The 25,582-nt window shown below is 72.3% G+C and carries 20 protein-coding genes; 12 read left to right on the top strand and 8 right to left on the bottom strand.

Features of this window, described 5'->3' with window-relative positions; genetic code table 11:
• Positions 1–40 precede the first annotated feature (40 nt).
• Positions 41–319 (bottom strand): hypothetical protein, encoded by a 279-nt coding sequence (locus MFF56_RS01555; protein WP_238229333.1) that lies wholly within the window; start codon positions 317–319, stop codon positions 41–43.
• Between the two features lie 146 nt (positions 320–465).
• On the opposite strand from MFF56_RS01555, the gene MFF56_RS01550 reads away from it, so the two are divergent.
• The 8 genes from MFF56_RS01550 to MFF56_RS01515 all read left to right on the top strand — a co-directional run bounded on the left by MFF56_RS01550 (position 466) and on the right by MFF56_RS01515 (position 10,022).
• The gene (locus tag MFF56_RS01550; protein WP_238229332.1) at positions 466–969 is read left to right on the top strand and encodes a pyridoxamine 5'-phosphate oxidase family protein; all 504 of its coding nucleotides are present in this window, start codon (positions 466–468) and stop codon (positions 967–969) included.
• 126 nt (positions 970–1,095) lie between these two features.
• The gene (gene pncB / locus MFF56_RS01545) at positions 1,096–2,388 is read left to right on the top strand and encodes a nicotinate phosphoribosyltransferase (RefSeq protein ID WP_066920483.1); all 1,293 of its coding nucleotides are present in this window, start codon (positions 1,096–1,098) and stop codon (positions 2,386–2,388) included.
• A gap of 47 nt (positions 2,389–2,435) precedes the next feature.
• Complete coding sequence (locus MFF56_RS01540; protein WP_066920485.1) at positions 2,436–3,194, top strand: LamB/YcsF family protein; 759 nt, start codon at positions 2,436–2,438, stop codon at positions 3,192–3,194.
• A 134-nt stretch (positions 3,195–3,328) separates the two neighbouring features.
• Positions 3,329–5,287: an AI-2E family transporter gene (locus MFF56_RS01535; RefSeq protein WP_066920487.1), complete on the top strand. Its 1,959-nt coding sequence runs from the start codon at positions 3,329–3,331 to the stop codon at positions 5,285–5,287.
• A 119-nt stretch (positions 5,288–5,406) separates the two neighbouring features.
• Entirely contained in the window at positions 5,407–6,195 is a 789-nt protein-coding gene (gene hisN / locus MFF56_RS01530) for a histidinol-phosphatase (RefSeq protein WP_066920489.1), read from the top strand.
• Positions 6,196–6,266: 71 nt separating this feature from the next.
• Positions 6,267–7,427 carry a hypothetical protein gene (locus MFF56_RS01525; RefSeq protein ID WP_238229331.1) on the top strand — a complete coding sequence of 387 codons (1,161 nt, stop codon included), beginning with the start codon at positions 6,267–6,269 and terminating at the stop codon, positions 7,425–7,427.
• A 136-nt stretch (positions 7,428–7,563) separates the two neighbouring features.
• Positions 7,564–8,970 carry a YcjX family GTP-binding protein gene (locus MFF56_RS01520; RefSeq protein WP_066926844.1) on the top strand — a complete coding sequence of 469 codons (1,407 nt, stop codon included), beginning with the start codon at positions 7,564–7,566 and terminating at the stop codon, positions 8,968–8,970.
• A 20-nt stretch (positions 8,971–8,990) separates the two neighbouring features.
• Positions 8,991–10,022, top strand: coding sequence for a YcjF family protein (locus MFF56_RS01515; protein ID WP_066926846.1), 1,032 nt, complete (start codon positions 8,991–8,993; stop codon positions 10,020–10,022).
• Between the two features lie 69 nt (positions 10,023–10,091).
• Here MFF56_RS01515 and MFF56_RS01510 read toward each other — a convergent pair whose 3' ends face one another.
• The 7 genes from MFF56_RS01510 to MFF56_RS01480 all read right to left on the bottom strand — a co-directional run bounded on the left by MFF56_RS01510 (position 10,092) and on the right by MFF56_RS01480 (position 14,397).
• Positions 10,092–10,322 carry a hypothetical protein gene (locus MFF56_RS01510; protein ID WP_238229360.1) on the bottom strand — a complete coding sequence of 77 codons (231 nt, stop codon included), beginning with the start codon at positions 10,320–10,322 and terminating at the stop codon, positions 10,092–10,094.
• Between the two features lie 83 nt (positions 10,323–10,405).
• Complete coding sequence (locus tag MFF56_RS01505; RefSeq protein WP_066926848.1) at positions 10,406–10,957, bottom strand: RBBP9/YdeN family alpha/beta hydrolase; 552 nt, start codon at positions 10,955–10,957, stop codon at positions 10,406–10,408.
• 38 nt (positions 10,958–10,995) lie between these two features.
• On the bottom strand, positions 10,996–12,111 hold the full coding sequence (locus MFF56_RS01500) for an apurinic/apyrimidinic endonuclease family protein (protein WP_066926850.1): 1,116 nt from the start codon (positions 12,109–12,111) through the stop codon (positions 10,996–10,998).
• A gap of 145 nt (positions 12,112–12,256) precedes the next feature.
• Positions 12,257–13,048, bottom strand: a complete 792-nt coding sequence (locus MFF56_RS01495; RefSeq protein ID WP_066926853.1) for a hypothetical protein — start codon at positions 13,046–13,048, stop codon at positions 12,257–12,259.
• 48 nt (positions 13,049–13,096) lie between these two features.
• Entirely contained in the window at positions 13,097–13,477 is a 381-nt protein-coding gene (locus MFF56_RS01490) for a DUF3618 domain-containing protein (protein ID WP_082773326.1), read from the bottom strand.
• A 5-nt stretch (positions 13,478–13,482) separates the two neighbouring features.
• Complete coding sequence (locus MFF56_RS01485; RefSeq protein WP_066926857.1) at positions 13,483–13,893, bottom strand: phage holin family protein; 411 nt, start codon at positions 13,891–13,893, stop codon at positions 13,483–13,485.
• A gap of 3 nt (positions 13,894–13,896) precedes the next feature.
• Positions 13,897–14,397, bottom strand: a complete 501-nt coding sequence (locus tag MFF56_RS01480; RefSeq protein ID WP_066926859.1) for a hypothetical protein — start codon at positions 14,395–14,397, stop codon at positions 13,897–13,899.
• A 388-nt stretch (positions 14,398–14,785) separates the two neighbouring features.
• Between MFF56_RS01480 and MFF56_RS01475 the strand changes: the two genes are divergently transcribed.
• From MFF56_RS01475 to MFF56_RS01460, 4 genes are all read left to right on the top strand, one after another.
• Entirely contained in the window at positions 14,786–16,207 is a 1,422-nt protein-coding gene (locus MFF56_RS01475; RefSeq protein WP_066926861.1) for an alpha,alpha-trehalose-phosphate synthase (UDP-forming), read from the top strand.
• 40 nt (positions 16,208–16,247) lie between these two features.
• Positions 16,248–18,344 carry a glycogen debranching protein GlgX gene (glgX, locus tag MFF56_RS01470; protein WP_066926863.1) on the top strand — a complete coding sequence of 699 codons (2,097 nt, stop codon included), beginning with the start codon at positions 16,248–16,250 and terminating at the stop codon, positions 18,342–18,344.
• A 484-nt stretch (positions 18,345–18,828) separates the two neighbouring features.
• The gene (gene treZ, locus MFF56_RS01465; protein ID WP_066926865.1) at positions 18,829–20,634 is read left to right on the top strand and encodes a malto-oligosyltrehalose trehalohydrolase; all 1,806 of its coding nucleotides are present in this window, start codon (positions 18,829–18,831) and stop codon (positions 20,632–20,634) included.
• On the top strand, positions 20,631–25,529 hold the full coding sequence (locus MFF56_RS01460) for a malto-oligosyltrehalose synthase (RefSeq protein ID WP_066926867.1): 4,899 nt from the start codon (positions 20,631–20,633) through the stop codon (positions 25,527–25,529). The genes treZ and MFF56_RS01460 overlap by 4 nt, the downstream gene beginning before the upstream one ends.
• Positions 25,530–25,582 lie beyond the last annotated feature (53 nt).

Below are 25,582 nucleotides of genomic sequence, written 5' to 3'. Positions count from 1 at the left end.
CGCGCCCGGAACACCAGACCCCCGGGCACGGTGCACCGCATCAGCGCCGGTGCGGCGGGATCGCCACGAGGTTGCAGCGCTCCATCGGCCCGCGCACGACGCGGCCGTCGCCGCGCCGGTAGGAGCCGCTCCGGACGTGGCGGCAGCCGGGCGGGCCGGGCGGGCGCCGCACCCGCTCGATGGGGACGCCGCGGTAGCGCCGGCTCGAGAAATCGTGCCCGCCGATGCGCACGCCCGGGCCGAAGCGCACCTCTGCGGCCGTCGGCGAGGCCGCCAGGCAGGCCGCAACGAGGGCGAGAGCGCGGGCAACGCGCGGCATGCGGATAACCTCTGTCCTTCTCGCGCCGGGGCTGAACCAAGCCGGCACTTGGCCGTTGTCGGGGCAGCCTTCAGGCGGGGGCTCGCGGCGCGCTCGGCGCCCCTCCGCCCGGACCGACCGACGCGACGTGTAGGAGACGAGATTCCATGCATCAGGGCAACCACCGCGACCACGAGGGCGCGAAGAAGCTCTTCGACCTGATCAAGGATGTGAAGATCGCGATGATGACCACCGTCGACGCCGACGGCACGCTCAACAGCCGGCCGATGTGGAACAACGACGCCGACGAGAACGGCGACCTCTGGTTTTTCACTAAGCTGCACTCGCCCAAGACCACCGAGATCAGCCGCGACAACCAGATCAACCTCGCCTATTCCGACCCGTCGAGCCAGACCTACGTCTCGGTCGCCGGCAAGGCCGAGATCGTGCGCGATCAGGCCAAGATCGACGAGAAGTGGCAGGAGAGCCTGAAGACCTGGTTCCCCAACGGCAAGGACGACCCCGAGGTGGCGCTGATCCGGGTCCATCCGGAGAAGGGCGAGTACTGGGACAGCCCGAACAGCACGATGGTCCACCTCTACGGCTACCTGAAGGCCACGCTCACCGGCGAGAGCCCGAAGACCGAGGTGAAGAAGGTCGATCTGGCCTGAATTCGGGGTCGGACCGGGCGAACCTGTCCCGGCTGACATAGGCCAAGCCATTGACTCCTGTGCCGCCCGCGTGCGCCCTGCGCTCGCGGGCGTCGCCATGCCCGCGGACGGAGCCGATCCCGATCGATGTCCGATCTCGCGACGCGGGTCTACAACCACAATTTCCGCATCGACCCGATCGTCCGGTCGCTGCTCGATACGGATTTCTACAAGCTCCTGATGGCGCAGATGATCCTGCGCCGGCACGGCGACGTCGCCGTCACCTTCGGCATCCACAACCGAACGCACCGCGTCCGCATCGCCGAGGCGGTCGATGCGGGGGAGCTGCGCGAGCAGCTCGACCATGCCCGCTCGCTCCGCCTCGGGCGCGGCGAGGCGACGTGGCTGCGCGGCAACGCCTTCTACGGCACGCGCCGCATCCTCTCGGCCGAGTTCATCGCGTGGTTCGAGGAGTTCCGCCTGCCGGACTACGAGCTCGCGGTCCGGGACGGGCAGTACGAGCTGAGCTTCCACGGCTCCTGGCTCGAGACCACGATGTGGGAGGTGCCCGCGCTCGCGATCCTGAACGAGCTGCGCTCGCGCGCCACGCTGCGCGGCATGGGCCGCTTCGACCTCCAAGTGCTCTACGCCCGCGCGATGAGCCGCGTCTGGGAGAAGATCGAGCGCCTGCGCCGCCTGCCCGACCTCTCGATCGCCGATTTCGGCACGCGTCGCCGCCACGGCTTCCTCTGGCAGGACTGGTGCGTGCAGGCGATGCAGGAGGGGCTCGGCCCCCACTTCACCGGCACCTCGAACTGCCTCATCGCCATGCGGCGCGAGCTGGAAGCGGTGGGCACCAACGCGCACGAATTGCCGATGGTCTACGCGGCCTTGAGCCCGGACGACGCAGCCTTGGCGCGCGCGCCCTACGACGTGCTGCGCGACTGGCAGCAGGATTACGAGGGCAACCTGCTGGTGGCGCTGCCCGACACCTACGGCACCACCGGCTTCCTCAGGGACGCCCCCGACTGGATCAGCGCCTGGACCGGCATCCGCATCGACTCGAAGGACCCGATCGAGGGCGGCGAGGAGGTGATCGCGTTCTGGCGCCAGCGGGGCTGCGACCCGCGCGAGAAGCTGGCGATCTTCTCCGACGGGCTCGACATCGACACGATCGAGAGGATCCACGCCCATTTCCACGGGCGGATGCGGATCGGCTACGGCTGGGGCACGCTGCTGACGAACGACTTCCGCGGCCTCGTCCCGGACGGCCGGCTCGACCCGATCTCGATCGTCTGCAAGGTTTCGGAGGCGAACGGTCATCCGACCGTGAAGATCTCCGACAACCCCAGCAAGGCGCAGGGGCCGGCGGCGCAGGTGGAGCGCTACAAGCGCGTCTTCGGCGTGGAGGAGCAGGCCGAACTGCCGGTCGTTGTCTGAGCGGGGTGCGTCCCCGGGAGCGCCGGTCCTCGATGCGGAGCGCGGGAATGCGGATCGATCTGAACAGCGACCTCGGCGAGGGCTTCGGCCCCTGGCGGATGGGCGACGACGCGGCGATCCTCGACGTGGTCACCTCGGCCAACGTCGCCTGCGGGCTGCACGCGGGCGATCCCGACATCATGGTGGCGACGGCGCAAGCCGCGCGGGTGCGCGGCGTCGCGCTCGGCGCCCATCCGGGCTTCGCCGACCTCCAGGGCTTCGGCCGCCGGGTCGTGCGCATGGGCGCGCGCGCGATCGAGAACCTCGTCGCCTACCAGGTCGGCGCGCTCCAGGCCTGCGCGGCGCTGGCAGGCCACCGCGTCACCTACGTCAAGGCGCACGGCGCGCTGAACAACCTCCAGAACGCCGAGGCCGAGGTCGCTGCCGCGGTGGCGCGGGGCGTGCGCGGGGTCGATCCCCGCCTCGTCCTCGTGGTGATGCCGGGCCTGCCCTCCGAGCGGGGCGCGCTCGAGGCCGGGCTCGCCGTCGCCCGGGAGGTCTTCGCGGACCGCGCCTACGCCGAGGACGGCCAGCTCGCCTCCCGGGCGCTCCCCGGCGCCGTGATCGAGGACCCCGACGAGGCCGCCGCGCGCGTTGCCGCGATGGTGGAGGAGGGGGCCGTCACCACGGTCTCGGGCCGGCGCCTGCCTGTGCGGATCGACACGGTCTGCGTCCACGGTGACACGCCCGGCGCCCTCGCGACGGCGCGGGCCGTGCGCCGCGCCCTGGAGGCGGCCGGGCACGCCCTGACGCCCTTCGCGCCCTGAGCCTCATGCCCTGACTTCACGCCCGCGTGAGCTTTGCCGTCCCGCAAGGGATCGTTTCGGCGCCCGCGGGGGTTCCCCGTGCGGCGCGACCCGAGCCCGCGCCGAAGCGTCGCGTTCACGGGCAGGCATACGGCATGGCGAGCATGACACCAGAGGGGCCGCTGATCCCGCCGCGGCCGACCCGCATCGCCGCGGCCGAGACCCCGCGCGCCGCGATGGCCTCGCCGGTGGTGATCGCCGCGGTGATCATCGCGGGCCTCTATTTCGGGCGCGAGATCCTGATTCCGATCGCCATCGCGCTGCTGCTCTCCTTCGTGCTCGGTCCCCTCGTCCACTTCCTGCGCCGGGTCCGCATCCCCCGCCTCCTCGCGGTCGGGCTGACGGTGATGCTCACGATGGGGGTCGTGGCCGCGCTCGCAACCCTGATCGGCGTGCAGGTCGCCGACCTCGCGGGCGACGTGCCGCGCTACCGCGCCACGATCGAGCGCAAGGTCGAGGGCCTGCGCGAGAGCCCGGTCGGCCGCATCACCGAGTACGTGGCCGGAATCGGACGCGCCATCCACGAGGCGGGCGCGCCCGAGCGGGGCGACAAGCAGGCGGACAAGCCGGCCGCGGAGCCCGGTGCCGAGCCCGAGCCGAAGCCGGTCGTCGTCGAGACGCGCCAGCCCATGCCGGGTCCGCTCGAGACCGCGGAGAAGCTGCTCTCGCCCGCGCTCAAGCCGCTGGCCACGGCGGGCATCGTCGTGGTGGTGCTGATCTTCGTGCTGATGCAGCGGGAGGACCTGCGCGACCGCATGATCCGGCTCGCCGGCTCCAGCGACCTGCACCGCACCACGGTCGCGATGGACGACGCCGCGCGCCGCCTGAGCCGCTACTTCGTGGCCCAGCTCGCACTGAACGCCGCCTTCGGCGTCGCGATCGGTGCCGGACTCTACCTCATCGGCGTGCCGAATCCCGTGCTCTGGGGCATCTTCGCCGCGCTGATGCGCTTCGTGCCCTATATCGGGGCCTTCCTGTGCGCCCTGTTCCCGATGGCGCTCGCGGCGGCGGTCGATCCGGGCTGGAACATGCTCATCGCCACGGGGCTGCTCTTCGTGGTGCTCGAGCCGCTGGTCGGGCAGATCTTCGAGCCGATGCTCTACGGGCACTCGACCGGGCTCTCGCCGCTGGCGGTCCTGGTCTCGGCCCTGTTCTGGACCTGGCTCTGGGGGCCGATCGGCCTGCTGCTCTCGACGCCGCTCACGGTCTGCCTCGTGGTGCTCGGCCGCCACGTCGACAAGCTCGAGTTCCTCGACGTGCTGTTCGGCAACACCCCGGCGCTCACCCCGGTCGAGAACTTCTACCAGCGCATCCTCGCCGACGACCCGGAGGAGGCGCAGGAGCACGCCGACCTGATCCTCGCCGAGTGCTCGCTCTCGGCCTACTACGATACGGTCGTGGTGAAGGGGCTCGAACTCGCCGCCCGCGACGCGGCGCGCGGCGTGCTCACCGTCGAGCAGAAGTCGGCGATCCGCGAGAGCGTGACCGAGCTGATCGAGGAACTCGCCGAGCGCGACGACGCGGCCCCGGAGGATGCGCCCACGGGGGGCGGCAAGGGCGTCTGCGACCGCGAGGACGGCGTCCCGTTCGCACCCAAGCCCCCGACGCTTCCCGAAGCCTGGACCCGGTCCGGCGCGGTGCTGTGCGTGGCCGGCCGCGGCTTCCTCGACGAGGCGGCCGCCGCGATCCTGGCCCAGCTCCTGGCCAAGCGTGGCCTCGGCACCCGCGTGGTGCCCTTCTCCGACCTCGCCCGCGCGAAGATCGACGCCTTCGAGCCTGGTCCCGCGCAGCTGGTCTGCATCGTCTCGCTGGCCATCGCGGGCGAGCCGACCCACCTGCGCCGCCTCGCCCGGCGCCTGCGGCAGCGCCTGCCGAAGGTGCCGCTCCTCGTCGGCCTCTGGCAGGCCGACGACGTCGCGACCGCGCCGACCGCGATTCCCGCCGAGACCCACGTCGCCACCCTGCGCGGGGCGGTCGAGGCGGTGGTCGGCATGGTGCGCGAGGAAGGGGCGCCCGGCCGGAGCGCCCGGACGCCCGAGCCGGCCGAGGCTTGACGGGGCTTGACGGGGCTTGACGGGGCTTGACGGAACCGGCGCGGACCGGCTTCGTCTGGCCCCGTGAGCGGCGGATCGGGGATCGTCCGCCCGATGATCCGTGAAGGCGGAGGGGCCCGATGAGCGTCGTCGAACTCGGCCGGTTCATGCACGACCTCGCCGACGCCTCGGGCCGGGCGATCCTGCCCTTCTTCCGGGCGCAGTTCGGTCTGGACGACAAGGCGCGGGGCGGCGCGCCCTTCGATCCCGTCACCGAGGCCGACCGCGCCGCCGAGGTGGTGATGCGCCGCATGATCCGCGACGCCTTCCCGGGCCACGGAATCCTGGGCGAGGAGTTCGGCTCGGAGCGGCTCGACGCCGAGTGCGTCTGGGTGCTCGACCCGATCGACGGGACCCGCGCCTTCATCAGCGGCCTGCCGACCTGGGGCACCCTGATCGGCCTGCGGAAGGGCGGGACCGCGGTGCGGGGCCTGATGCACCAGCCCTTTCTCGGCGAGCGCTTCACGGGCGACGGGCACAGCGCCAAGCTGCGCGGCCCCGCGGGCGAGCGGACCCTGCGCACCCGCCGCTGCGCCGACCTCTCGGCGGCGCTGCTGGCCACCACGGACCCGCGCCTCTTCGCGGAGGGCGAGGAGGCCGAGCGCTTCCGTGCGGTGCAGGACGCGGTTCGCCTCGCCCGCTACGGCACCGACTGCTACGCCTACTGCATGCTGGCCGCCGGCCAGATCGACCTCGTGATCGAGGCCGGCCTGAAGCCCTACGATATCGTAGCGCTGATCCCGATCGTCGAGGGCGCGGGCGGCGTGGTCACGAGCTGGGACGGCGGCCCGGCGACGGAGGGCGGCCGCATCGTCGCGGCCGGCGACCCACGCCTGCACGAGGCGGCGCTGAAGCGCCTCGGGGGGTAGGAACGCGCGTCTGAACCGTTGCGGCAACTCGGCCGTTTCCCCCAGGCCCGCCGCCGAGATCCTGCCCGCCCGTGCTGATCACCGCCCTCATGGTCCTGACGACGCTCGTGCCGCGGATCGAGGCCGGAGCCGAGCGGCTGGCCGCTCAGGCGGTGCTGCCCCCGCCGGCTCCGGTCGAGGCCGCGCGCTACGAGGCCGCCGCGCGCGCGGTCACGAACTGGCGCAGCGAGACGGGCGAGGCATTGCTGCCGGCCTCGCTCGCCCTGGTGGCGCGGCTCTCGGCGAGCGACCCCGCCTTCGTCGCCCGCTGCGTGAAGCTCAACAATTACTGGTGCATCAAGCGCGCCCGCTGGCCCGGCGAGATCGGCGGCGATGCCGAGGGACATACCGGGTTCGCCAGCGCCGCCGACGGCGCGGACGCCGCCGCCAACCTTCTGCGGCGCTACTACCGGACCTATGGCCGCCGGACCGCTCTGGCGATCGTGCGCCGCTGGGCACCCGCGGAGTGCGGCCCCGCGCCGGCGGTCCGCGTGCCCGCGACGCCGGCTCCCGCGACCGCACCGGTCGCCTCGGTCGCCGCGACCGCTCCGGCCGCCGCGGCAGCGGGCCTGACGACCCGCGGGCTGGGGCAGACGCTGCGCGCCCGCTACCTCGCCCGCCACCTGCGCGGTGGCGCCCCGCGCCGGGTGGCCGCGGCGCGCCGCCCCGCCCCGGCGAGCCGCGTCGCCGCCCGCCCGGCCCTGCGCGTGCAGCCCTGGTCGCCGCTCGCCCGGATGGCCGGCCATCCGGGACTCCGGCCGGGCAGCGCCGCGAAGCCCGCCCGGGCTATCGCGGCATCCCCCACCCCGGTGCGCGGCGCCGACAACCCGGCAGCCCTGCTGGAGCGGCGCACCCCGCCGCCGTCCCAGCTCGTCGCCGAATCGGCCACACTGCCGCTGCTGGCACCGGGCTTCACCCTCTCCGACCTGCGCGCGCCCGCCCCGATCTGCAGCGGAGACACCGCGCGCATCGGCAACTACGCCGCCGCCATCGCGGGCAGCGTGGGCCTTGGGCCCGACGACGACCTCAAGCTCTTCGACGCCGAGGGCCGCCCGGGGCCGAACCTCGAACGCGTGATGCTGGCGATGTCGAAGGTCGAGCTCGGCACGATGCGCGCCTCCGCCGAGCTGGTCCGGGCGGCGATCGCCCGCCTGTCGATCCCCGCCCTCGCGACCGCGCAGGCGGCGAACTGAGCGGGGTCCGCGCGCCCGGGCCTTGCGCCCACCCGCGTGCCGCGCCACCTCAGCGCGGCCAAGTTCACCGTTCCGACCGCCCGCCCCGGGAGTCTCCGTGCCCCTGACCGACCTCGCCGCCCGTGCCGGATCCGCCATGCGGGCCTTCGCCGAGGCGTCGGGCGATCTCCTGGTCCAGCCGACGCTGCGGCTCGGCGTCACCGGGCTGGCGCGCTCGGGCAAGACGGTCTTCACCACCGCGCTGATCCACCATCTCACCGAGGCCCACGCGCTGCCGGCCTTCGCCCCTGCGCACGAGGGGCGGCTGCGCCGTGCCCGCCTCGTGCCGCAGCCGGACGACGACGTGCCGCGCTTCCCCTTCGAGGACCACTACGCGGCGCTCACCGAGCGTCGCCTCTGGCCGCGCTCGACCGACCGGATCAGCCAGTTCCGCCTCGCCATCGAGTACGAGCGGGCGGGCGGCTGGCGCTCGGGCCCCGGGACGCTGATGCTCGACGTGGTCGACTACCCGGGCGAGTGGCTGCTCGACCTCGCGCTGATCGAGCAGGACTACACCGCGTGGTCGCGCGCCACGATCAACGGCACGCGCCGGGCCGGCCGTGCGGAGAGCGCCGCGCCCTGGCTCGCCCTGCTCGAAACCCTCGATCCGAACGCGCCGCTGGACGAGGTGCTGGCCGAGCGGGCGAGCGACGCGTTCAAGGCCTACCTCGCGGCGCTCCGCAACGGGCCGGAGGCCGTGGCCACCACGCCGCCGGGGCGCTTCCTGATGCCGGGCGACCTCGCGGGCTCGCCGGCCCTCACCTTCGCGCCGCTCGACAACCTGCCGGAGGCCATCGCGCCGGAAAGCCTGGCCTGGCTGATGCAGCGACGCTTCGAGGCCTACAAGGCCAAGGTGGTGGTGCCGTTCTTCCGCGACCATTTCCAGCGGGTCGACCGGCAGATCGTGCTGGTCGACGTGCTGGCCGCGGTCGATGCCGGCCCGACCGCTGTCGCCGAGCTGGAGGAGGCGCTGGACGCGGTGCTGCTCAGCCTGAACATCGGCCGCAACACCCTGTTCTCGCGGCTCTTCGCGCCGCGGGCCGACCGGATCCTGTTCGCCGCGACCAAGGCCGACCACCTCCACCAGACGAGCCACGACCGGCTCGACGCGCTGCTGCGCCTGCTCGTCTCGCGCGCCATGCGCCGGACGGAAGCGGCGGGTGCGCGGGTCGGCACCGTGGCGCTCGCCTCCGTGCGGGCCACCCGCGAGACCACGGTCCACGACGGCGCCGAGGCGCTGCGCGCGGTGGCCGGCGTGCCGGAGGCGGGCGAGGTGGTGGACGGCGAGGTCTTCGACGGGACGAGCGAGGCGGCCGTCTTCCCCGGCGAGCTGCCGGCCCGGCCGGAGGCGGTGCTGGAGGGCGCGGTCGAGCCCGGCTCGCTCCGCTTTCCCCGGTTCCGCCCGCCGCCGGTCCGGCCCGACGCGCTCGGGCGCCCGGGACACCTGCCGCAGATCCGGCTCGACCGGGCGATGCAGTTCCTGATCGGGGACCGGTTGGCGTGATCGTTTTCGAGGCCTGAGCCATGTCGAACCCCCGCCGCCCGCGCGCCTTCCGCATTCCCTCCGACCAGCCGGCGCCGGAGGGCGTGGCACCCGAGCCCGTCGCGCCGTCCCAGGTCCGGATCGTCGAGGAGCCCTTCGAGATCGTGGACGCGGCCGACGGCACGCCCGTGCCGGTCGCCGCCAGAAGCCGCTCGCCCTGGGGGGCGCTGCTGCTCTCCTCGGTCAGCGGCCTCGTGGCGATCGCGGTCGGGCTCTCGGTCGAGCGGCTGATCGCGGACCTGTTCGCGACGGCGCCCTGGCTCGGCTGGGTGGCGCTGGCGCTGCTCGGCCTCGCGTCGCTGGCCCTGCTGGCGATCGTGGCGCGCGAGCTCTCCGGGCTCTGGCGCGAGCGGAAGATCGAGCACCTGCGGCAGGCCGCGATCGACGCGCTGGCGACACGCGACCACACCGCGGCGCAGGGTGTGGTGCGCGACCTCTCGGCCTTCTACGCCGACCGCGCGGCGCTGGCGCCGGGCCGCGAGCGGCTGGCGACCTTGGGCGACGCGATCCTCGACGTGGACGACCGCATCGGGCTCGCCGAGCACGAGTTGCTGTCGCCCCTCGACGGCCAAGCCCGCAACGCCATCGCGACGGCGGCCAAGCAGGTCTCCGCCGTGACCGCGCTGAGCCCGCGGGCGATCGTGGACGTGGCCTTCGTGGTCTTCGCCGCTGTGCGGCTTCTGCGCCGGATCGCGGCGATCTACGGCGGGCGCCCGGGCTTCCTCGGCTTCATCCGGCTCGCCCGCGCGGCTTTGGCCCACCTCACGGTGACGGGCGGCATGGCGGTGGGCGAGAGCATGCTGCAGCAGGTGCTGGGGCTGGGCGTGGCCGCGCGCATCTCGGCCAAGCTCGGCGAGGGCGTTCTGAACGGGCTGATGACCGCCCGGTTCGGCCTCGCGGCGCTGGCCGTCTGCCGGCCGTTGCCCTTCACCCGGGAGGCCCCGCCGCGGCTCACCGACGTGGCGGGCGAGCTCCTGAAGGCGGCTCAGCCGGACGCGGATGCTTCGCGGTAGGACACGGATGGTGTTGGATCCCGAAGGCCTACGGCCTTTGGCGGGTCCAGGGCGGAGCCCTGGGATCCCTCACTTCGCGCCGGCGGCCCGGCGGTTGGCGATGCGCGAGAACATGTTGCCGGTGTAGTCGGCGACCTTCGGCTTCTCGGGGAGGTTGATCTGCGCCTCGAAGGCCTCGATGCGCTTGAGCAGGGCGGCATCCCCGAAGAGCGAGCTGTTGAAGTTCGTGGGCGCCCGCGGCCCGAGGGCGGCGATGGCCGTATCGAGGCGTTCCAGAAGCTCTCTGCGCGTCACATCCATCTCCCGCGGGCGGGCTGGCCCGGCTTTCGCGACCATCCAGACCCCCGCAGGGTAAACGAAGCCTTAATCGGCGCGCTCGGCGCTCAGAGCGTCTTCATGAAGCCGGCCAGACGCATCAGGCCCTCGGGCCAGGGCCCGTGCCCGCTCGCGACGTTGATGTGGCCGGAATCGCCCGCGTCCACGATCGCGGCGCCCCAGGCGTAGGCGAAGTCCTCGGCGCGGGCATAGTCGCAGTGCGGGTCGGTGCGGCTCGCCACCACCAGGGAGGGAAACGGCAGGGGGTCGCGCGGCAGAGGCGCGAAGGCGCGCACGCTGTCGGGCAGGTCCGGGGCGTTCTCGACGTCGGGAAGGGCCACGAAGACCGCGCCGCGCACGATGCCGGGCTTCAGGTCCGGCACCGCCTCGACGCAGGCGACGACGCCGAGGCTGTGGGCGATCAGCATCACGGGCCGGGTCGCGGCGGCGACCGCCTCGGCGACGCGGGCGCGCCAGGGACCGGGCTCCGGGTTGTGCCAGTCGTCCTGCTGCACGAGGCGCGCGGTCGGGAGCCGGCTCGCCCAGCGGGCCTGCCAGTGGTCCTCCTCCGAGCCCCGGAGCCCCGGCACGATGAGGATGTCGCAGTCGGCGGTCTTCATGGCCGATGCCTAGCCTCTGGCGGAGGGGCCGTCGAGATTCATTCGGCCGCGATCAGGCCCCGCGCCGTGCCGACGGGCCCCAGGCCCGCCCGGACCTGATCGGCGAGGCCGACCGAGGCGAGGTTCTTGGATTTCGCCTCGACCTCGAAATCCGCCCAGGCGAGGTGGCGCGCCACCAGTGCGTTGACGGCCCGGTTCCACATCATGTCGGAATGGGCGGCGAGTTCCCTGACCGGAACGCCGGCCGCCCGCAGGGCCCCGAAATCCGGCAGCACGTCGGGGTCGGGGGCGGGCAGCATGTCCTCGCGCGAGACGCTGATATGCGCGATCGGCCGCACGCCGCGCCAGGATTCGCGGATGCGGGCGATGCGGGGATCGTCCGGCTCCAGATACGCGCCGCCGCTGAGGACCCAGTGATGGTGCAGGTCGAGCACGATCGGGACCACGTCGGCGAGTTCGAGCAACTCGTCGGTGCTGAAGCCGAAATCGTCGTTCTCGATGGTCAGGAGGTTGCGGGCGGTCTCGCTCGCGCGCGGCAGCGTCTCGCGGAAGCCGGCAAGGCCCGGGTCGCGCGCGCCGACATGGATGTTGATGTGGGTGCCGTGGGGGTGCCAGCCGGATCCGAAGCCCATCATCTCGAAGATGCGGGCGTGATATTCCAGTTCGCCCAGACCGTTGGCGATGGCGGCCGGGTTGCGGCTCGCCAGCAGGCAGAACGGCCCCGGATGGAAGCTGAGGCGCACGCCCAGCGCCCGCGCCCGCTCGCCGATCCGCGCGAGCCCCGTCTCGATCGCGCGTGCGAAGGTCGGGTCCGCGTAGAGCGGCTCGGCGATCGGGTGGGTGTAGCCCGGCAGGACGTTGCTGGCGATGCGCAGCAGGCGCTCGAGGGGCGGGCGGGCGCCGACCCAGTCGATCTGGCGCTCGAGCGCCGCGAGGTTGTGGGTGACGATCCCCGAGAGCTTCGCCGCCCGCGCGACGGGGGCGAGCTTCGTCAGGTGGGCCATCGTCGCGCTGGTCAGGTTCATGAAGAGCGCGGCTTCCTTCGCGGCCTTCTGGGTCGCGTGGGTGCCGGGTGGCTCGTCGGGGATGAACTTGCAGCAGAAGCCGAGACGGGGCGTCTCGGGCGGCTCGGGTCTGGCGGCGGGCTTGGGCATGCGGGATCAACGCGGTGGCGCCGGATTCGACGCATGCGGCAGAGGGGAGCGGGGCGGCCTCCCCCAGGGACGGCCTTCTCCGGGAACAAACGAAGAGGGCGGCGCACGGCACCGCCCTCTTGCCGATTCGGGATCTACGTCGGACTCAGAGCGTGTGCCGCACCGGATCGTCCGGCCTGCGGCTCTGCGCGTCGTCCTGGCCGGCCACCTTGCGGGCCGCCGCATTGACCGTCTCCGGATCGAGGGCGGTCTGCACGAATTCCCGTCCGCGATTGGTGAACTCGCGGGCGTAGCGCAGGCCCTGGTCGCGCACCTCGTCCGCGTAGGGGCCGAGATTGCGGTCCTCCTGCCGGGTGCGCGGCAGGAGCGCGCCGAGCAGCAGGCCGGCCGCGAGGCCGACGACGCCGACCAGCAGCGGGTTCTCGCCCACGAAGTCCTCCACGGCGTTGCGCCCGCGCTGCAGGCCCTCGCGGCCGCGGTCGGTCAGGTCGTCGATGCGGCGCAGATGCCCCTCTCCGGCCTCCGAGACGTAGGTGCGCGCGTCGTCGTAGGCCGAGCGGATGCGGCTGCCGGCCTCATCGGCCGCCTGACCGACGCGGTCCTGGATCGCCCCCGCCTGCTCGCGGGCCGCGGCGCCGACGCCCTCGACCTTGCTGCGCAGATCGCCGCCGGAGGCGGTGCCCGAGGTGTTGCTGTTGGAGAAGTCCGCCGTCCGGCCGTGCGGATCGAAGCCCGCGCGCGGCAGGGGATCGCGCTCGCCGGCGGGGTCGGCATGCAGGGTGTGGTCGGCGGCGCGGCCGTGCGGGTCGTGGTCGGCACGGCCCAGCGGGTCGTGGATCCCCTGGGGATCCGGCTTCAGGGTGTGGTCCGCCGCGCGCCCGTGCGGGTCGAGCTGCGGCAGGCCAGGCCCGTCCTTCTGTCCGGCACCTTCACTCATGGGAAACTCCTTCGGACTCCGGCGCGACGGGGGCGCCCGTGCGGGACTTCAGACGTGCGTGGTATCGACGATGTCGTTCGCCGGTACCGCCGCGGGCTTCGTCGTCGGGCGGTCCGGGTCGTAGACGCGGGCCGCGCCGGTGTTGAGGACGGGGACGCGCTCGGCCTGCACCTCGGTGCGGCGGCGGTTGGCCTCCTGCGACATGCGGTGCATCAGCCAGCCCACGCCCGCCGCGATCAGCAGGACGGGGACGGGGTTGCGCCGCACCGCCTCGAGCGCGCCGTCGTAGACGCCGTTCAGGGGCGTGCGCCGGGCGCTGCCGAGCATCTCGTCCACGAGGCTCGACGCGTTGAGGCGTCCCTGGATGCGGTCGATCGTCTGGTCGAGCCGGGCGCGGCTCTCCTCGATGTCGCGCTCCAAATCGTTCATGCCACTCATCCGGATACGCGCTCCGACAATGCACGGGCGTCCTGGCGGACCTGACGGGTGGTGCGGGTCGGCGCGAGCGTCGACAGCGAGAGCGCGCTGCGCGCCCAGAGGGCGAGCCCGACCGCGATGACGAGGAGGACCCCGCCCACGATCAGCGCCGAGAGCCACTCGGACCCCACGATCGTGGCGAGCCACTTCACGAAGGCGCCGATCAGCACGAGCAGCGCCACCACGGCGAAGACGGCCGAGGCCGCCATGCAGGCGAGCCCGACGATCAGCGAGCGCAGGTTCGACGCCATCTCGGCGCGGAACAGCGCGATCTCCTTGCGGGCGAGGTCGTTCGTCTCGCGCAGGGCCTCGCCGAGGAGGCCCTGGATGCTCGACCCGTTCGGTGGAGGTGCGGAACCCTGCGCCATGGCTCAGCCCCGGAACCCGTCGCGGGCGTCGCCCTCGGGCGGCAGGCTCGACGACTTGATGAAGCGGGCGGCGAGCAGGCCCGCCACGAACGTGCCGACCGCCACCGCGACCGGCGCGCGGCGGGCGAAGGACTCGGCTTCGGCGTAGAAATCACCGAAGCTGCGGCTCTCGATCGAGGAGCCGAGCTGCTCTAGGCCGTCCGCGGCGCTGTCGAAGAAGGCCTTGATGTTGGGCTTGTCGTCGAAATCCTTGGACGACGAGCGGATGGTGCGGGCGAGGTCGTGGACCTGTCCGGCCGCGTCGTTCTTGCGCTGTTCGACGTAGTCCTGGGCCTGGACGCGCACCGCGTCGAGGAGGCCGCGTCCCTGCTCGGCGGCGACGTCCGCCAAGCCCTCGACGTCGCCCTTCAGGCCGCGCCAGTCCGCCTGCTGCCGTGCGCCAGGCGAATCGTGGGTGGCCGAGGGATCGCCCGGGGCCGGATGTGGGAACTCGCTCGCGGCCATCGGTCACTCCTCGCGCGGGGCGTTGCTGAACGTGGCTGAGTAACCGCCTCGACCCCCTACGGTTCCGGTCCTCGCAGGTGCAACTCCGATACGTTCCGCCGAGCTCCCGCCGCCGCCTCCCGGGGCTTCCCGGTGGGCCTCCCGGGTGCGAACGGACCCGTCCCGGACCCGTCCCGGACCGTTCCCGGGAGACGGCGTCCGGGAGGAAGGGCAGGGTGAATCGTCGGGACAGGACGCGCGCCGGCCCTTGACCCGGCGGGCGGTTCCGCGCTTGGTTCGGCAGGTCGGCGGGATCGCGCCTCGCTTCCGCGCGTTCTGGCTAGCAGGTGTACGGCGGACGCCGCGTCTCTCGCGTCCGCACGATTTTGAGGGAACGGGAGCCGACTGCGTGGCACGCCTCGTCATCGTATCGAACCGCGTGGCGGTTCCCGAGGAAGGCAGCAAGGCGGTGGCCGCGGGTGGCCTCGCCGTCGCGGTGAAGGAAGCGTTCTCCTCCTACGAGGGCCTCTGGTTCGGCTGGAGCGGCACGATCAGCGAGAACCCGTCCGAGGAGCCGACGCTGATCGATCGCGGCCGGGTGCAGTATGCCGTGGTCGATCTCTCTCCGCAGGACCACAAGGAGTATTACGCCGGCTTCGCCAACCGGGCGCTCTGGCCGATCATGCATTACCGGCTCGGGCTCGGCGCCTTCTCGCGCTCGGACTACGCCGGCTACAGCCGGGTCAACCGCACCTTCGCGCGCGCGCTCGCCAAGCTGGTCGAGCCCGACGACATCATCTGGGTGCACGACTACCACCTGCTGCCGCTGGCCTCGGAGCTGCGCGGCCTCGGCCTCGCCAACCCGATCGGCTACTTCCACCACATCCCGTGGCCGGCGGCCGACGTCTTCAACTCGCTGCCGGCGAGCGGCGACCTGCTGCGCGCCATCGCCGACTACGACCTGATCGGTCTGCAGACCGATCCGGACGTCCAGAACCTCTCGCGCAACCTGATCGACAGCCTGCGCGCCATCCCCCTCGGCGGCGGCTCGCTGATGGTCGATGGCCGCCGCACCCGCATCCGCAGCTTCCCGATCGGCATCGACGTCGAGGGCTTCAAGGAGGCGGCCGAGAAGGCCTCGTCCAACAAGGTCGTGCGCGAGACCATGGCGGGCCTGCGCACCCGCAAGCTCATCATCGGCGTCGACCGCCTCGACTACTCGAAGGGCGTGCCCGAGCGTATGGAGGCGGTCTCGAGCTTCCTGGCCTCGAACCCCGACCAGCGCGGCAACGTCACCTACATCCAGATCACGCCGAAATCCCGCAGCGAGGTGCCGGAATACGAGCAGCTCGCCCGCGAGGTGAACGAGACGGTGGGCGAGATCAACGGCTCGCTCGGCGACCCGGCCTGGACCCCGATCCAGTACGTCACCAAGGCCTATCCGCGGCCCGTGCTGGCGGGCCTCTACCGGGCGGCCCGCGTCGGCCTCGTCACGCCGATGCGCGACGGCATGAACCTCGTTGCCAAGGAATACGTCGTCGCGCAGAGCGAGGAGGATCCGGGCGTCCTCGTCCTGTCGAAGTTCGCGGGGGCGGCACGGCAATTGCCGGAAGCGCTCCTGGTCAACCCCTACGACCGCTTCGAGGTGGCCGAGGCGATCCGCACGGCGCTCTACATGTCGCGCGGCGAGCGGCTGGAGCGCTGGAAGCCGATGGCCGAGCGGATGACCCGCGAGGACGTGGACTGGTGGGCGCGCAACTTCCTGACCGAGCTCGAGCATTTCCGGACCGTCGAGCGCGAGCCGCCGACGGCGGCCGAGGCCGCCGAGTAATCCCGGTCGCCTTCTCGAACCCTCTGGACGGACTTGCCCGATGATCGGCGTCGATGACGGCGTGCCGGCCCCGCTCGGCGCGCATTTCGACGGGCGCGGGGTCAATTTCGCCCTGTTCTCCGAGCACGCCACCGCGGTCGATCTCTGCCTGTTCGAGCCGGGCGAGCGCCACGAGACGCACCGGATCCGGCTGCCGGCGCGCACCGACGACGTCTGGCACGGGTACCTGCGCGGCGTGCTGCCGGGCCAGCTCTACGCCTACCGGGTGCACGGGCCGTGGGCGCCGGAGCGCGGCCACCGCTTCAACGCCTCGAAGCTCGTGCTCGACCCCTACGCCCGCGAGATCGCGGGCCGCATCCGCTGGCACGACGCGCTCTACGGCCATCGCCGCGGGGTCGCCCGCGAGGACCGGATCGACCGGCGCGACAGCGCGGCCTACATGCCGAAGGCCGTCGTCACCGCGCCCGAGGTGCCCGACCTCGCCCTGAGGCCGGTGCGCCGGCCGCTGCACGAGACGGTGATCTACGAGGCCCATGTCCGGGGCCTGACCATGACCCACCCGGCGATCCCCGAGGCCGAGCGCGGCACCTACGAGGCGCTGGCCCATCCGGCGATCATCGAGCACCTGTGGAAGCTCGGCGTCACCGCCCTCGAACTGCTGCCGATCCAGGCCTTCGCCGACGACCGCTTCCTCGTCGACAAGGGACTGGTGAACTACTGGGGCTACTCGCCGCTCGGCTACTTCGCGCCGGACCCGCGCTATCTCGGGCACGGCGGGACCGGCGGCCTCAAGGCGGCGATCCGGGAGCTGAACGCCGCCGGGATCGAGGTCTTCCTCGACGTGGTCTACAACCACACCTGCGAGGCGGGGCTCGACGGCCCCACGCTCTCGTTCCGCGGCATCGACAACGCGAGCTACTACAAGCTCGACCCCGCCGACCCGCAGCGCGGGATCGACTGCACGGGCTGCGGCAACACCTTCGACGTCGCCCATCCCCGGGTGATGCAGCTGGTGATGGATTCGCTGCGCCACTGGGTCTCCGCCTACGGCATCGCGGGCTTCCGCTTCGATCTCGCCTCCTCGCTCGGGCGCGCGCCGCTGGCCTTCTCGCCCCAGGCCGCCTTCTTCCAGGCCGTGGCGCAGGACCCGGTGCTGGCCGGCGTCAAGATGATCGCCGAGCCCTGGGACATCGGCGAGGGCGGCTACCAGCTCGGCGGCTATCCGCGCGGCTGGAGCGAGTGGAACGACCAGTTCCGCGACGCCGCCCGCGGCTTCTGGCGCGGCGACCGCGGCACCCTGCCGAAGCTGACGCAAGGGTTGTCCGGCTCGCGCGAGGTCTTCGCGCCCTCCGGCCGCTCGCCGCTCGCCAGCATCAACTTCGCGGCGAGCCACGACGGCTACACGCTGGCCGACGTCGTCGCCTACGAGGAGAAGCACAACGAAGAGAACGGCGAGGGCAACCGCGACGGCCACGGCCACAACGTCTCGCGCAACTACGGCGTCGAGGGCGACACGGACGACCCCGAGATCCTGAAGGTCCGGGCCCGCCAGAAGCGCAACCTGCTCGCCACCGTGATGCTGGCGCAGGGGGTGCCGATGCTGCTGATGGGCGACGAGCGCTCGCGCAGCCAGGGCGGCAACAACAACGCCTACTGCCAGGACAACGCCGTCAGCTGGATGGACTGGACCTCGGACCCGGACCCGACGCTGGCGACCTTCGTGGCGAACCTGCTCCGCCTGCGCCGCGAGGAGCCGGCTCTGCGCCGCCGCCGCTTCTTCGACGGTTCCGCGATCGATCCGGAGGAGCCGCTGCGCGACGTGCACTGGCTCAGCCCCGACGGCACCGAGATGGACGGGGCCGCCTGGGGCGAGGACGGCCGCCAGGCCTTCGGCATGCAGATCGGCAACGACGGCGAGGCGGGCCAGCGCCTGCTCATCCTGTTCAATGCTGCCGAGACGGCCTGCAGCTTCCGGATCGCGCCGGACGTCGGCGGCCCCTGGCGCGTGGTGTTCGACACCGCGCGCGAGACCGGCGCCGTGCTGTTCGGCCCCGCCGCGCTCGCCGGGGGCGGCAGCCTGAGCCTGCCGGCCCGCACGGTGCTGGTGCTCGCCGCCCGCACCGACGAGGCGGCCTGAGGCGGTCTCCCGCGACCGGGTTCCCACCCCCGTCATTCCGGCGCTGCCGCGGGATGACGGTGCACTTGGCGCATGGCGCTGCGGGGGACGGCAACCGGGAGTTGTCGAGAGCGCGGCCCGGCGCCGGCCCCCGAGGCGACGCCGATCCGCACCGCCGCCCGATCCGCCGGAATCTACCCTGCGACACCGTTGCCGCACCGTTCCACCGCCTTAGTTGCGGCGCGGGAACAAGATGCGCCGCGCCGCCTTCTGATGAGGAAGCGGGGCCGGACACGCCCGCACGCTCCCCAAGAGCCTCTCATGAAACGCCCGCTGCACCGTCGCGTGCAGAGGGAGGTCTCCCGGCGATCGGGCGTTTCGTGAGGGGCTCCAAGACGTCCAACGATGCGCCGCCGGTTCGGCGTTCCTGGGCGTGCCACGACACGGTTCGACGGCTCGTCCGCGCTTCCCGAGCGCGGGTCTTCGACGACAAGGAACAGGCTCGATGCGGCGCGCCCACAGCATGGATTTCGGTGCCGAGTTCGTGGAGGGCGGCGTGCGCTTCGCGCTCTGGGCCCCGACCGCGCAGGACGTCACCCTGGTGATCGACGGGCAGGACCACGCCATTCCGGCCGCCGAGCACGGCTGGCGCCGGGCGGTGGTGCCGGGTGTGAGGGCCGGCGCCCGCTACGGTTTCCGCATCGACGGCGACCTCGTGGTGCCCGATCCCGCCTCGCGCTTCCAGCCCGAGGACGTGTCCGGTCCGAGCGAGGTGATCGACCCGAACGCCTTCGTGTGGACGGACGACGCCTGGACGGGCCGCCCCTTCGAGGAGGCGGTGATCTACGAGACCCACGTGGGCACCGCGACCCCCGAGGGCACCTATGCGGGGCTGGCGGGCAAGCTCGAATACATCCGCGACCTCGGCGTCACCGCGATCGAGCTGCTGCCGCTCGCCGACTTCAAGGGCACCCGCAACTGGGGCTACGACGGCGTGCTGCCCTATGCGCCGGACGGAGCCTACGGCCGGCCCGACGACCTGAAGCGCCTGATCGACCGGGCGCACGCCCTCGGGCTGATGGTCTACATCGACGCCGTCTACAATCATTTCGGCCCGGCCGGGAACTATCTCCACGCCTACGCCAAGACCTTCTTCACCGAGCGTCACCAGACGCCCTGGGGTGCGGGGATCAACTTCGACGGCAAGGAGAGCGGCCGCACGGTGCGCCAGTACTTCATCCAGAACGCGCTGTACTGGCTGGAGGAGTATCATTTCGACGGCATCCGCTTCGATGCCGTGCACGCGATCCTCGACGATTCGGAAAGACACTTCCTGGCCGAGCTCGGCGAGACCGTCCGGGAGAAATTCCCCGACCGCCAGATCCACCTGATGCTCGAGAACGAGGCGAACCAAGCCAAGTGGCTGGAGCGGGATGCGGACGGCAAGCCGCGCCAGCACGACGCGCAGTGGGCGGACGACCTGCACCATTGCTGGCACGTGCTGCTGACGGGCGAGGATGCCGGCTACTACGAGAGCTTCGCGGACAAGCCGGTCGAGCGTCTCGCCCGCTGCCTGTCGGAGGGTTTCGCCTACCAGGGCGAGCCCTTCCCGACCCTCGACAACCACCCGCGCGGCGAGCCCTCGGCGCACCTGCCGCCCCACGCCTTCGTGACCTTCCTGCAGAACCACGATCAGGTCGGCAACCGGGCGCTCGGCGAGCGGCTGAGCCAGCTCTCGGATCCGAGAAAGCTCGCTCTCGCCCGCGGCGGCTTCCTGCTGGCGCCCCAGATCCCGATGCTCTGGATGGGCGAGGAATGGTCGGCCTCGACGCCGTTCCTGTTCTTCGTGGATTTCGCGCCCGACGAAGAGCTGAACAAGGCCGTGCGCGAGGGCCGTCGCCGCGAGTTCAAGAGCTTCGCCGCCTTCGCCGACGACACCTCGAAGATCCCGGACCCGACCGAGGAGAAGACCTTCGCGGATTCGAAGCTCGACTGGTCCGAGCCGGAGCGAGCGCCGCACAAGGACGTGCTCGCCGAGACGAAGCGCCTGCTGGCGATCCGCCGCGACGTGGTCGTGCCGCTCGCCAAGTCCGGCTACCGCGGCGCCATCGCGACCCTGCCGCGCCCCGACGTGGTCGATTGCACTTGGCGCTTCGGCGCCGGGACGCTCCGCTTCGTCGCCAACCTGGGCGACGCCGAGTTTCAGCCGGACGATCTCTCCGGTGAGGTGATCTGGACCAACGCGCCCGATGATCGGGGCGCGAGCCTGGCCGGCTGGACCGGCGTCTTCGTGACGGAAAAGAACCAGTGAGCGGCACTCTCGAACGTCTGGCCGACCTCGTCGGCGTCGCCGGCGGCTACACGGATGCCTTCGGCAAACCCGTCGAGACGAAGCTGGAGGTCCGCAAGGGACTGCTGGCTGCCCTCGGCTTCCGGGTCGGCTCGGAGGACGAGGCCGCGGAGTCGCTCCGCACCGTCGAGGCCCTGCGCCGCGGGCTGGTCCCGCCGCTGATGCCGGTCGAGGCGCGCCGCACCGCCCGCGTGCCGGTGCGGGCGGAAGCCGGTACCCTGGCGTGGCGCGTCGTGGACGAGCGCGGCAATGCCCGCGAGGGGCGTGCGGCGATCTCGGGCAGCGAGGCGGGCTTCGAGCTGCCGCCGCTGACGCCCGGCTACCATCACCTCACGGCGACGCTCGGCGACCGCAAAGCCGAGGCCTGGGTGATCGCCGCGCCGCAGCGCTGCTGGCGCCCGCGTGCCTACGCCGACGAGGGCGCGGCCGATTGGGGCCTCGCCGCGCAGCTCTACGGCCTGCGCTCGGCGGACAATATCGGCATCGGCACCTACGCGGATGCGGGGCAGGCCGCGCACGATGCGGGCCTGCGCGGCGCGTCCTTCCTGGGTCTCAGCCCGGTCCACGCCCTGTTCGGGGCCGACCGCACCAAGATCTCGCCCTACTCGCCCTCCTCGCGCCTGTTCCTCGAGACGCTGTTCATCGCGCCGGACGCCCTGCCGGGCTTCGTCGGCTCGCGGGCGGAGGCGCTGCTGAGGGAGAACGGTCGCGCGGTCGAGGCCCTGCGCTCGGCCTCCCTCGTCGATCACCAGGGCGTCTGGGACGTGCTGGCGCCGGTGCTCGACGCGCTCTGGCAGGATTCGCCGGCCCGCCGCGGCGAGGATGCCGACTTCCAGGCGTTCCGCCAGGATGGCGGCGAGGATCTTCAGGCCCACGCGGTGTTCGAAGCGCTCTCGGCCCATTTCAAGGCCCAGGGCGCCCACTGGCTCGGCGACTGGCCGGAGGAGTACCGCCGCGCCGGCACGGAGGCTGTGCGCGCCTTCGAGGCCGAGCACGCCGAGGCCGTGAGCTTCCACGCCTGGCTGCAATTCCTCGCCGACCGTCAGCTCGCCGCGGCCTCCCGGCGCGCGCACGAGGCCGGCATGCGCATCGGCCTCTACCGCGACCTCGCGGTCGGCGCCGACCGCGGCGGCTCCGAGATCTGGTCGCATCCCGAGCGCTTCGCCAACGGCGTCTCGATCGGCGCGCCGCCGGACCTCCTCGCCCCGAAGGGCCAGGATTGGGGCCTGCCGGCCTTCGACCCGCTGGAGATGGAGCGCGACGGACTCGCGGCCTTCCGGGCTCTGGTCCAGGCCAACATGCGCCATGCCGGCGCGATCCGCATCGACCACGCCTTCCAGCTGGCAAGGCTCTTCCTGATCCCGCTCGGCGGCTCGGCTCATGACGGCGCCTACGTCCTGATGCCGTTCGAGCCGATGCTGGCCGTGCTGCGCCTGGAGAGCCACCGCAACAAGTGCATCGTGATCGCCGAGGATCTCGGCACCGCGCCCGAGGGTTTCTCGGACGCGCTGATGGGCGCCGGCATCCTGAGCTACCGCATCCTCGCCTTCGAGCGCGAGGGCGACGGCCGCTTCAAGGCGCCGGGCGCCTATCCGCGCGACGCGCTCACCGCGATCACCACGCACGACCTGCCGACCTTCGTCGGCTGGTGGCGGGGCGTCGATACCGACACCCGGCAGGCGCTCGGCCTCTACGACCAGGAGCGGGCCGAGGCCGAGCGGGGCGAGCGCGTCACCGAGCGCCGCCGCCTCACCGAGGCCCTGGCCGGCGAGCAGCTTCTGCCGAGCTGGGACCCGCCCGACGCCGCGCCCTTCGAGGCCGCCGCGCGCTATCTCGCCCGCGCGCCCTCGATCCTCACGGCCGTCCAGTACGAGGACGTGATCTCGGAACTCTCCCAGGCCAACGTGCCGGGCTCGACCGAGGGCTATCCGAACTGGCGGCGCAAGCTCGACCGCGACCTCACCGCCATCGCCGAGCCCGGCGGCCCGCTCGCCAAGCTCGCCGCCTCGCTCTCGGCCGAGGAGCGCGGACCGCATTCGGGTGCAGCGCGCCTCAACGCGCCGCCGCCGCGGGCGACCTACCGGCTGCAGTTCCACAAGGACTTCACCTTCGCGGATGCGGAGCGGATCGTCCCGTACCTGGCCAAGCTCGGCATCAGCCACGTCTACGCCTCGCCGCTCCAGAAGGCGCGGCCCGGCTCGACCCACGGCTACGACATCGTCGATCACGGCGCGATCAACCCGGAACTCGGCGGCGAGGAAGGCTTCGTGCGCCTCTCCGACCGGCTGCGGGAGCACGGCCTGAAGCTCCTGCTCGACATCGTGCCGAACCACATGGGCGTCGGCGGCGCCGACAACCCGTGGTGGCTCTCGGTTCTCGAGTGGGGTCCGCTGTCGCCGTTCGCGCACGCCTTCGACATCGATTGGGAACGGATGGGGGCGAACCGCAACCTCGTCATCCCGTTCCTGGGCGACCGCTACGGCGAGGCCCTGGAGAAGGGCACGCTGGAACTGAAGTTCGACCCGCAGGCCGGCGCCTTCAGCGTCTGGCACTACGAGCACCAGTTCCCGATCCGGCCGCTGAACTACCCGACCATCCTCAACCGGGTGCTGGCCGCCCTCGGCGAGGTCGGGGACGACGCCTCGGCCGAGCTGATGGCGATCTCCGAGCGTCTGCGCACCATGGGCGAGGAGACGAACCCGGAGCGCCGCCGAGGCTTCCCGGAGGAGGCCGAGGGGCTGAAGCAGCGCCTCGCCGCCGTCTACGCCGCGGCGCCGACGATCCGCGACGCGATGGAGCGGGGCCTGAAGCTTCTCAACGGCGTCAAGGGACACCCGGACAGCTTCGGGCCGCTGCACCGCCTGTTGGAAAGCCAGGCCTACCGGCTCGCCCACTGGCGCATCGCGTCGAGCGACATCAACTACCGCCGCTTCTTCGACGTGAACTCGCTGGCGGGCCTGCGCGTCGAGAAGACGGACATCTTCCACCGCTCGCACGAGACCGTGTTCCGGCACGTGCGCGAGGGCCGCATCGACGGCCTGCGCATCGACCACATCGACGGGCTGGCCGACCCGCTGGGCTACGCCCGCGCGCTCCAGGCCGCGGTGGGCCCGGGCTTCTACGTGGTGGTCGAGAAGATCCTGGAGCCCGGCGAGAAGCTGCGGCCCTGGCCGGTGGCCGGCACCACCGGCTACGACGTGCTGAACCAGCTCGACGGCATCTTGGTCGACAAGGAGAAGCAGGCCAAGGTCCGGCGCATCTACGAGTGGGCCTCGGGCATGGACGAGCCCTACGGCTTCCAGCTCCGCGCCGCGAAGGCCGAGATCCTCGAGATCAGCTTCGCGAGCGAGCTGGAGGTGCTGACCGCCGACCTCAAGGAGGTGGCCGACGCCGACCGGCGCACCCGCGACTTCTCGGTCAACGCCATCCGCCGGGCGCTCATCGAGATCATCGCGCGCTTTCCCACCTACCGCAGCTACCTGCCGCCGGAACTGGAGGACGCCGAGATCGAGGCCGAGGACGTCCGGCTGATCGAGGGCGCGGTGGCCAAGGCCAAGCGCTGGTCCGGCCTGCCGGACCGCTCGGTGCACGACTTCGCGCAGAACGTGCTGCTCGGCCGCGTCGAGACCTCCGGGCCGGGCCGACCGGATCCGCGGGTGGTGCTGCGCTTCCGCCGCCGCTTCCAGCAGCTGACCGGCCCGGTCATGGCCAAGAGCCTGGAGGACACCCTCTTCTACCGCTACGCGCTGCTCCTCGGCCTCAACGAAGTCGGCGGCGACCCGGGCGAGTACGGCATCGACGCGGAGCACTTTCACGCGCTCCAGGCGGCGCGTGCCCGCGACTGGCCGAACGCCATGATCACCACGGCGACGCACGACACCAAGCGCGGCGAGGACGCCCGCACGCGCCTCATCGCCCTCTCCGAGATGCCGGATGCCTGGGCTCGCGCCTGGGACCTCTGGCGCGCGACCGCCGGGCCGCACCTCGCCACGATCGACGACGAGCCCGCGCCCGACGCCAACGACCAGTGGATGTTCTTCCAGGCGATCCTCGGCGCGTGGCCGCTGGAACTCCTCCAGCAGGACGACGCGGCCGGGATCGAGGATTTCCGAGAGCGCCTCATCGCCTACGGCGAGAAGGCGATGCGCGAGGGCAAGCGCCGCTCCAGCTGGGTCAACGTGGACGAGGCCTACGAGGGCGCGGTCAAGCGCCTGTTCGAGGCGATCGTCGCGCCGGGCTCGGACTTCCTGCGGGAACTGCGCCCCTTCGCCCAGCGCCTCGCCCATCTCGGCATGCTGACGTCCCTGGGACGCACGGTGCTGAAGGCGACCCTGCCGGGCCTGCCCGACACCTACCAGGGCACCGAGTTCTGGGACTTCTCCTTCGTGGATCCCGACAACCGCCGCCCGGTCGACTACCCGGCGCTGGCGCGGGCGCTGGAGGAGGGACGTCCCGCTTCCGAACTTCTGGGTACGTGGTGGGACGGGCGCGTGAAGCAGGCGGTGCTCGCCAAGCTCCTCGCGGAGCGCGCCGAGCGGGCGGGCTTCTACGCCGATGCCGACTACCGGGCCCTGCCGGCCGAGGGCGCGAAGGCGGCCCACGTCCTCGCCTTCCAGCGGGCGGACGGCGCGGGCGGCGGCGACGATCTCGTCGTGGCCGTGCCGCGGCTCGTGGCGAAGCTCGTGCCGGACGGACAGGTCTGGTCCGGCGAGGGCTTCGCCGGCACCGTGCTCGACCTCGGCGCGGGCACGCGCTGGCGCGATCTCGTCACCGGCGAGACCCGCGCGGGCGGGCAGGCCGACTGCGCCGAACTGTTCCGGCACCTGCCCTTCGCGGTGCTGCGACGGACGGAGTGACATAGAGGCCGCTTAAGACAGCGGCCCCGGAGCCCGCGGATTTTCAAGACATT

Origin of the sequence: Methylobacterium hispanicum (assembly GCF_022179285.1) — a bacterium.
GTDB lineage: Bacteria > Pseudomonadota > Alphaproteobacteria > Rhizobiales > Beijerinckiaceae > Methylobacterium > Methylobacterium hispanicum.
Note: the sequence above shows the minus strand (reverse complement) of the source record. Positions and strands in the feature narration are given on the sequence as shown.

Excerpts from the sequence above, each read along its gene's own strand:
- hisN (WP_066920489.1), top strand. The coding sequence starts at position 5,407 with ATGAGCGTCGTCGAACTCGGCCGGTTCATGCACGACCTCGCCGACGCC.
- MFF56_RS01500 (WP_066926850.1), bottom strand. The coding sequence starts at position 12,111 with ATGCCCAAGCCCGCCGCCAGACCCGAGCCGCCCGAGACGCCCCGTCTC.
- MFF56_RS01550 (WP_238229332.1), top strand. The coding sequence starts at position 466 with ATGCATCAGGGCAACCACCGCGACCACGAGGGCGCGAAGAAGCTCTTC.
- MFF56_RS01490 (WP_082773326.1), bottom strand. The coding sequence starts at position 13,477 with ATGAACGATTTGGAGCGCGACATCGAGGAGAGCCGCGCCCGGCTCGAC.
- MFF56_RS01505 (WP_066926848.1), bottom strand. The coding sequence starts at position 10,957 with ATGAAGACCGCCGACTGCGACATCCTCATCGTGCCGGGGCTCCGGGGC.
- MFF56_RS01480 (WP_066926859.1), bottom strand. The coding sequence starts at position 14,397 with ATGGCCGCGAGCGAGTTCCCACATCCGGCCCCGGGCGATCCCTCGGCC.
- MFF56_RS01515 (WP_066926846.1), top strand. The coding sequence starts at position 8,991 with ATGTCGAACCCCCGCCGCCCGCGCGCCTTCCGCATTCCCTCCGACCAG.
- MFF56_RS01555 (WP_238229333.1), bottom strand. The coding sequence starts at position 319 with ATGCCGCGCGTTGCCCGCGCTCTCGCCCTCGTTGCGGCCTGCCTGGCG.
- MFF56_RS01520 (WP_066926844.1), top strand. The coding sequence starts at position 7,564 with ATGCGGGCCTTCGCCGAGGCGTCGGGCGATCTCCTGGTCCAGCCGACG.
- glgX (WP_066926863.1), top strand. The coding sequence starts at position 16,248 with ATGATCGGCGTCGATGACGGCGTGCCGGCCCCGCTCGGCGCGCATTTC.
- MFF56_RS01535 (WP_066920487.1), top strand. The coding sequence starts at position 3,329 with ATGGCGAGCATGACACCAGAGGGGCCGCTGATCCCGCCGCGGCCGACC.
- MFF56_RS01495 (WP_066926853.1), bottom strand. The coding sequence starts at position 13,048 with ATGAGTGAAGGTGCCGGACAGAAGGACGGGCCTGGCCTGCCGCAGCTC.
- MFF56_RS01540 (WP_066920485.1), top strand. The coding sequence starts at position 2,436 with ATGCGGATCGATCTGAACAGCGACCTCGGCGAGGGCTTCGGCCCCTGG.
- MFF56_RS01510 (WP_238229360.1), bottom strand. The coding sequence starts at position 10,322 with ATGGATGTGACGCGCAGAGAGCTTCTGGAACGCCTCGATACGGCCATC.
- pncB (WP_066920483.1), top strand. The coding sequence starts at position 1,096 with ATGTCCGATCTCGCGACGCGGGTCTACAACCACAATTTCCGCATCGAC.
- treZ (WP_066926865.1), top strand. The coding sequence starts at position 18,829 with ATGCGGCGCGCCCACAGCATGGATTTCGGTGCCGAGTTCGTGGAGGGC.
- MFF56_RS01485 (WP_066926857.1), bottom strand. The coding sequence starts at position 13,893 with ATGGCGCAGGGTTCCGCACCTCCACCGAACGGGTCGAGCATCCAGGGC.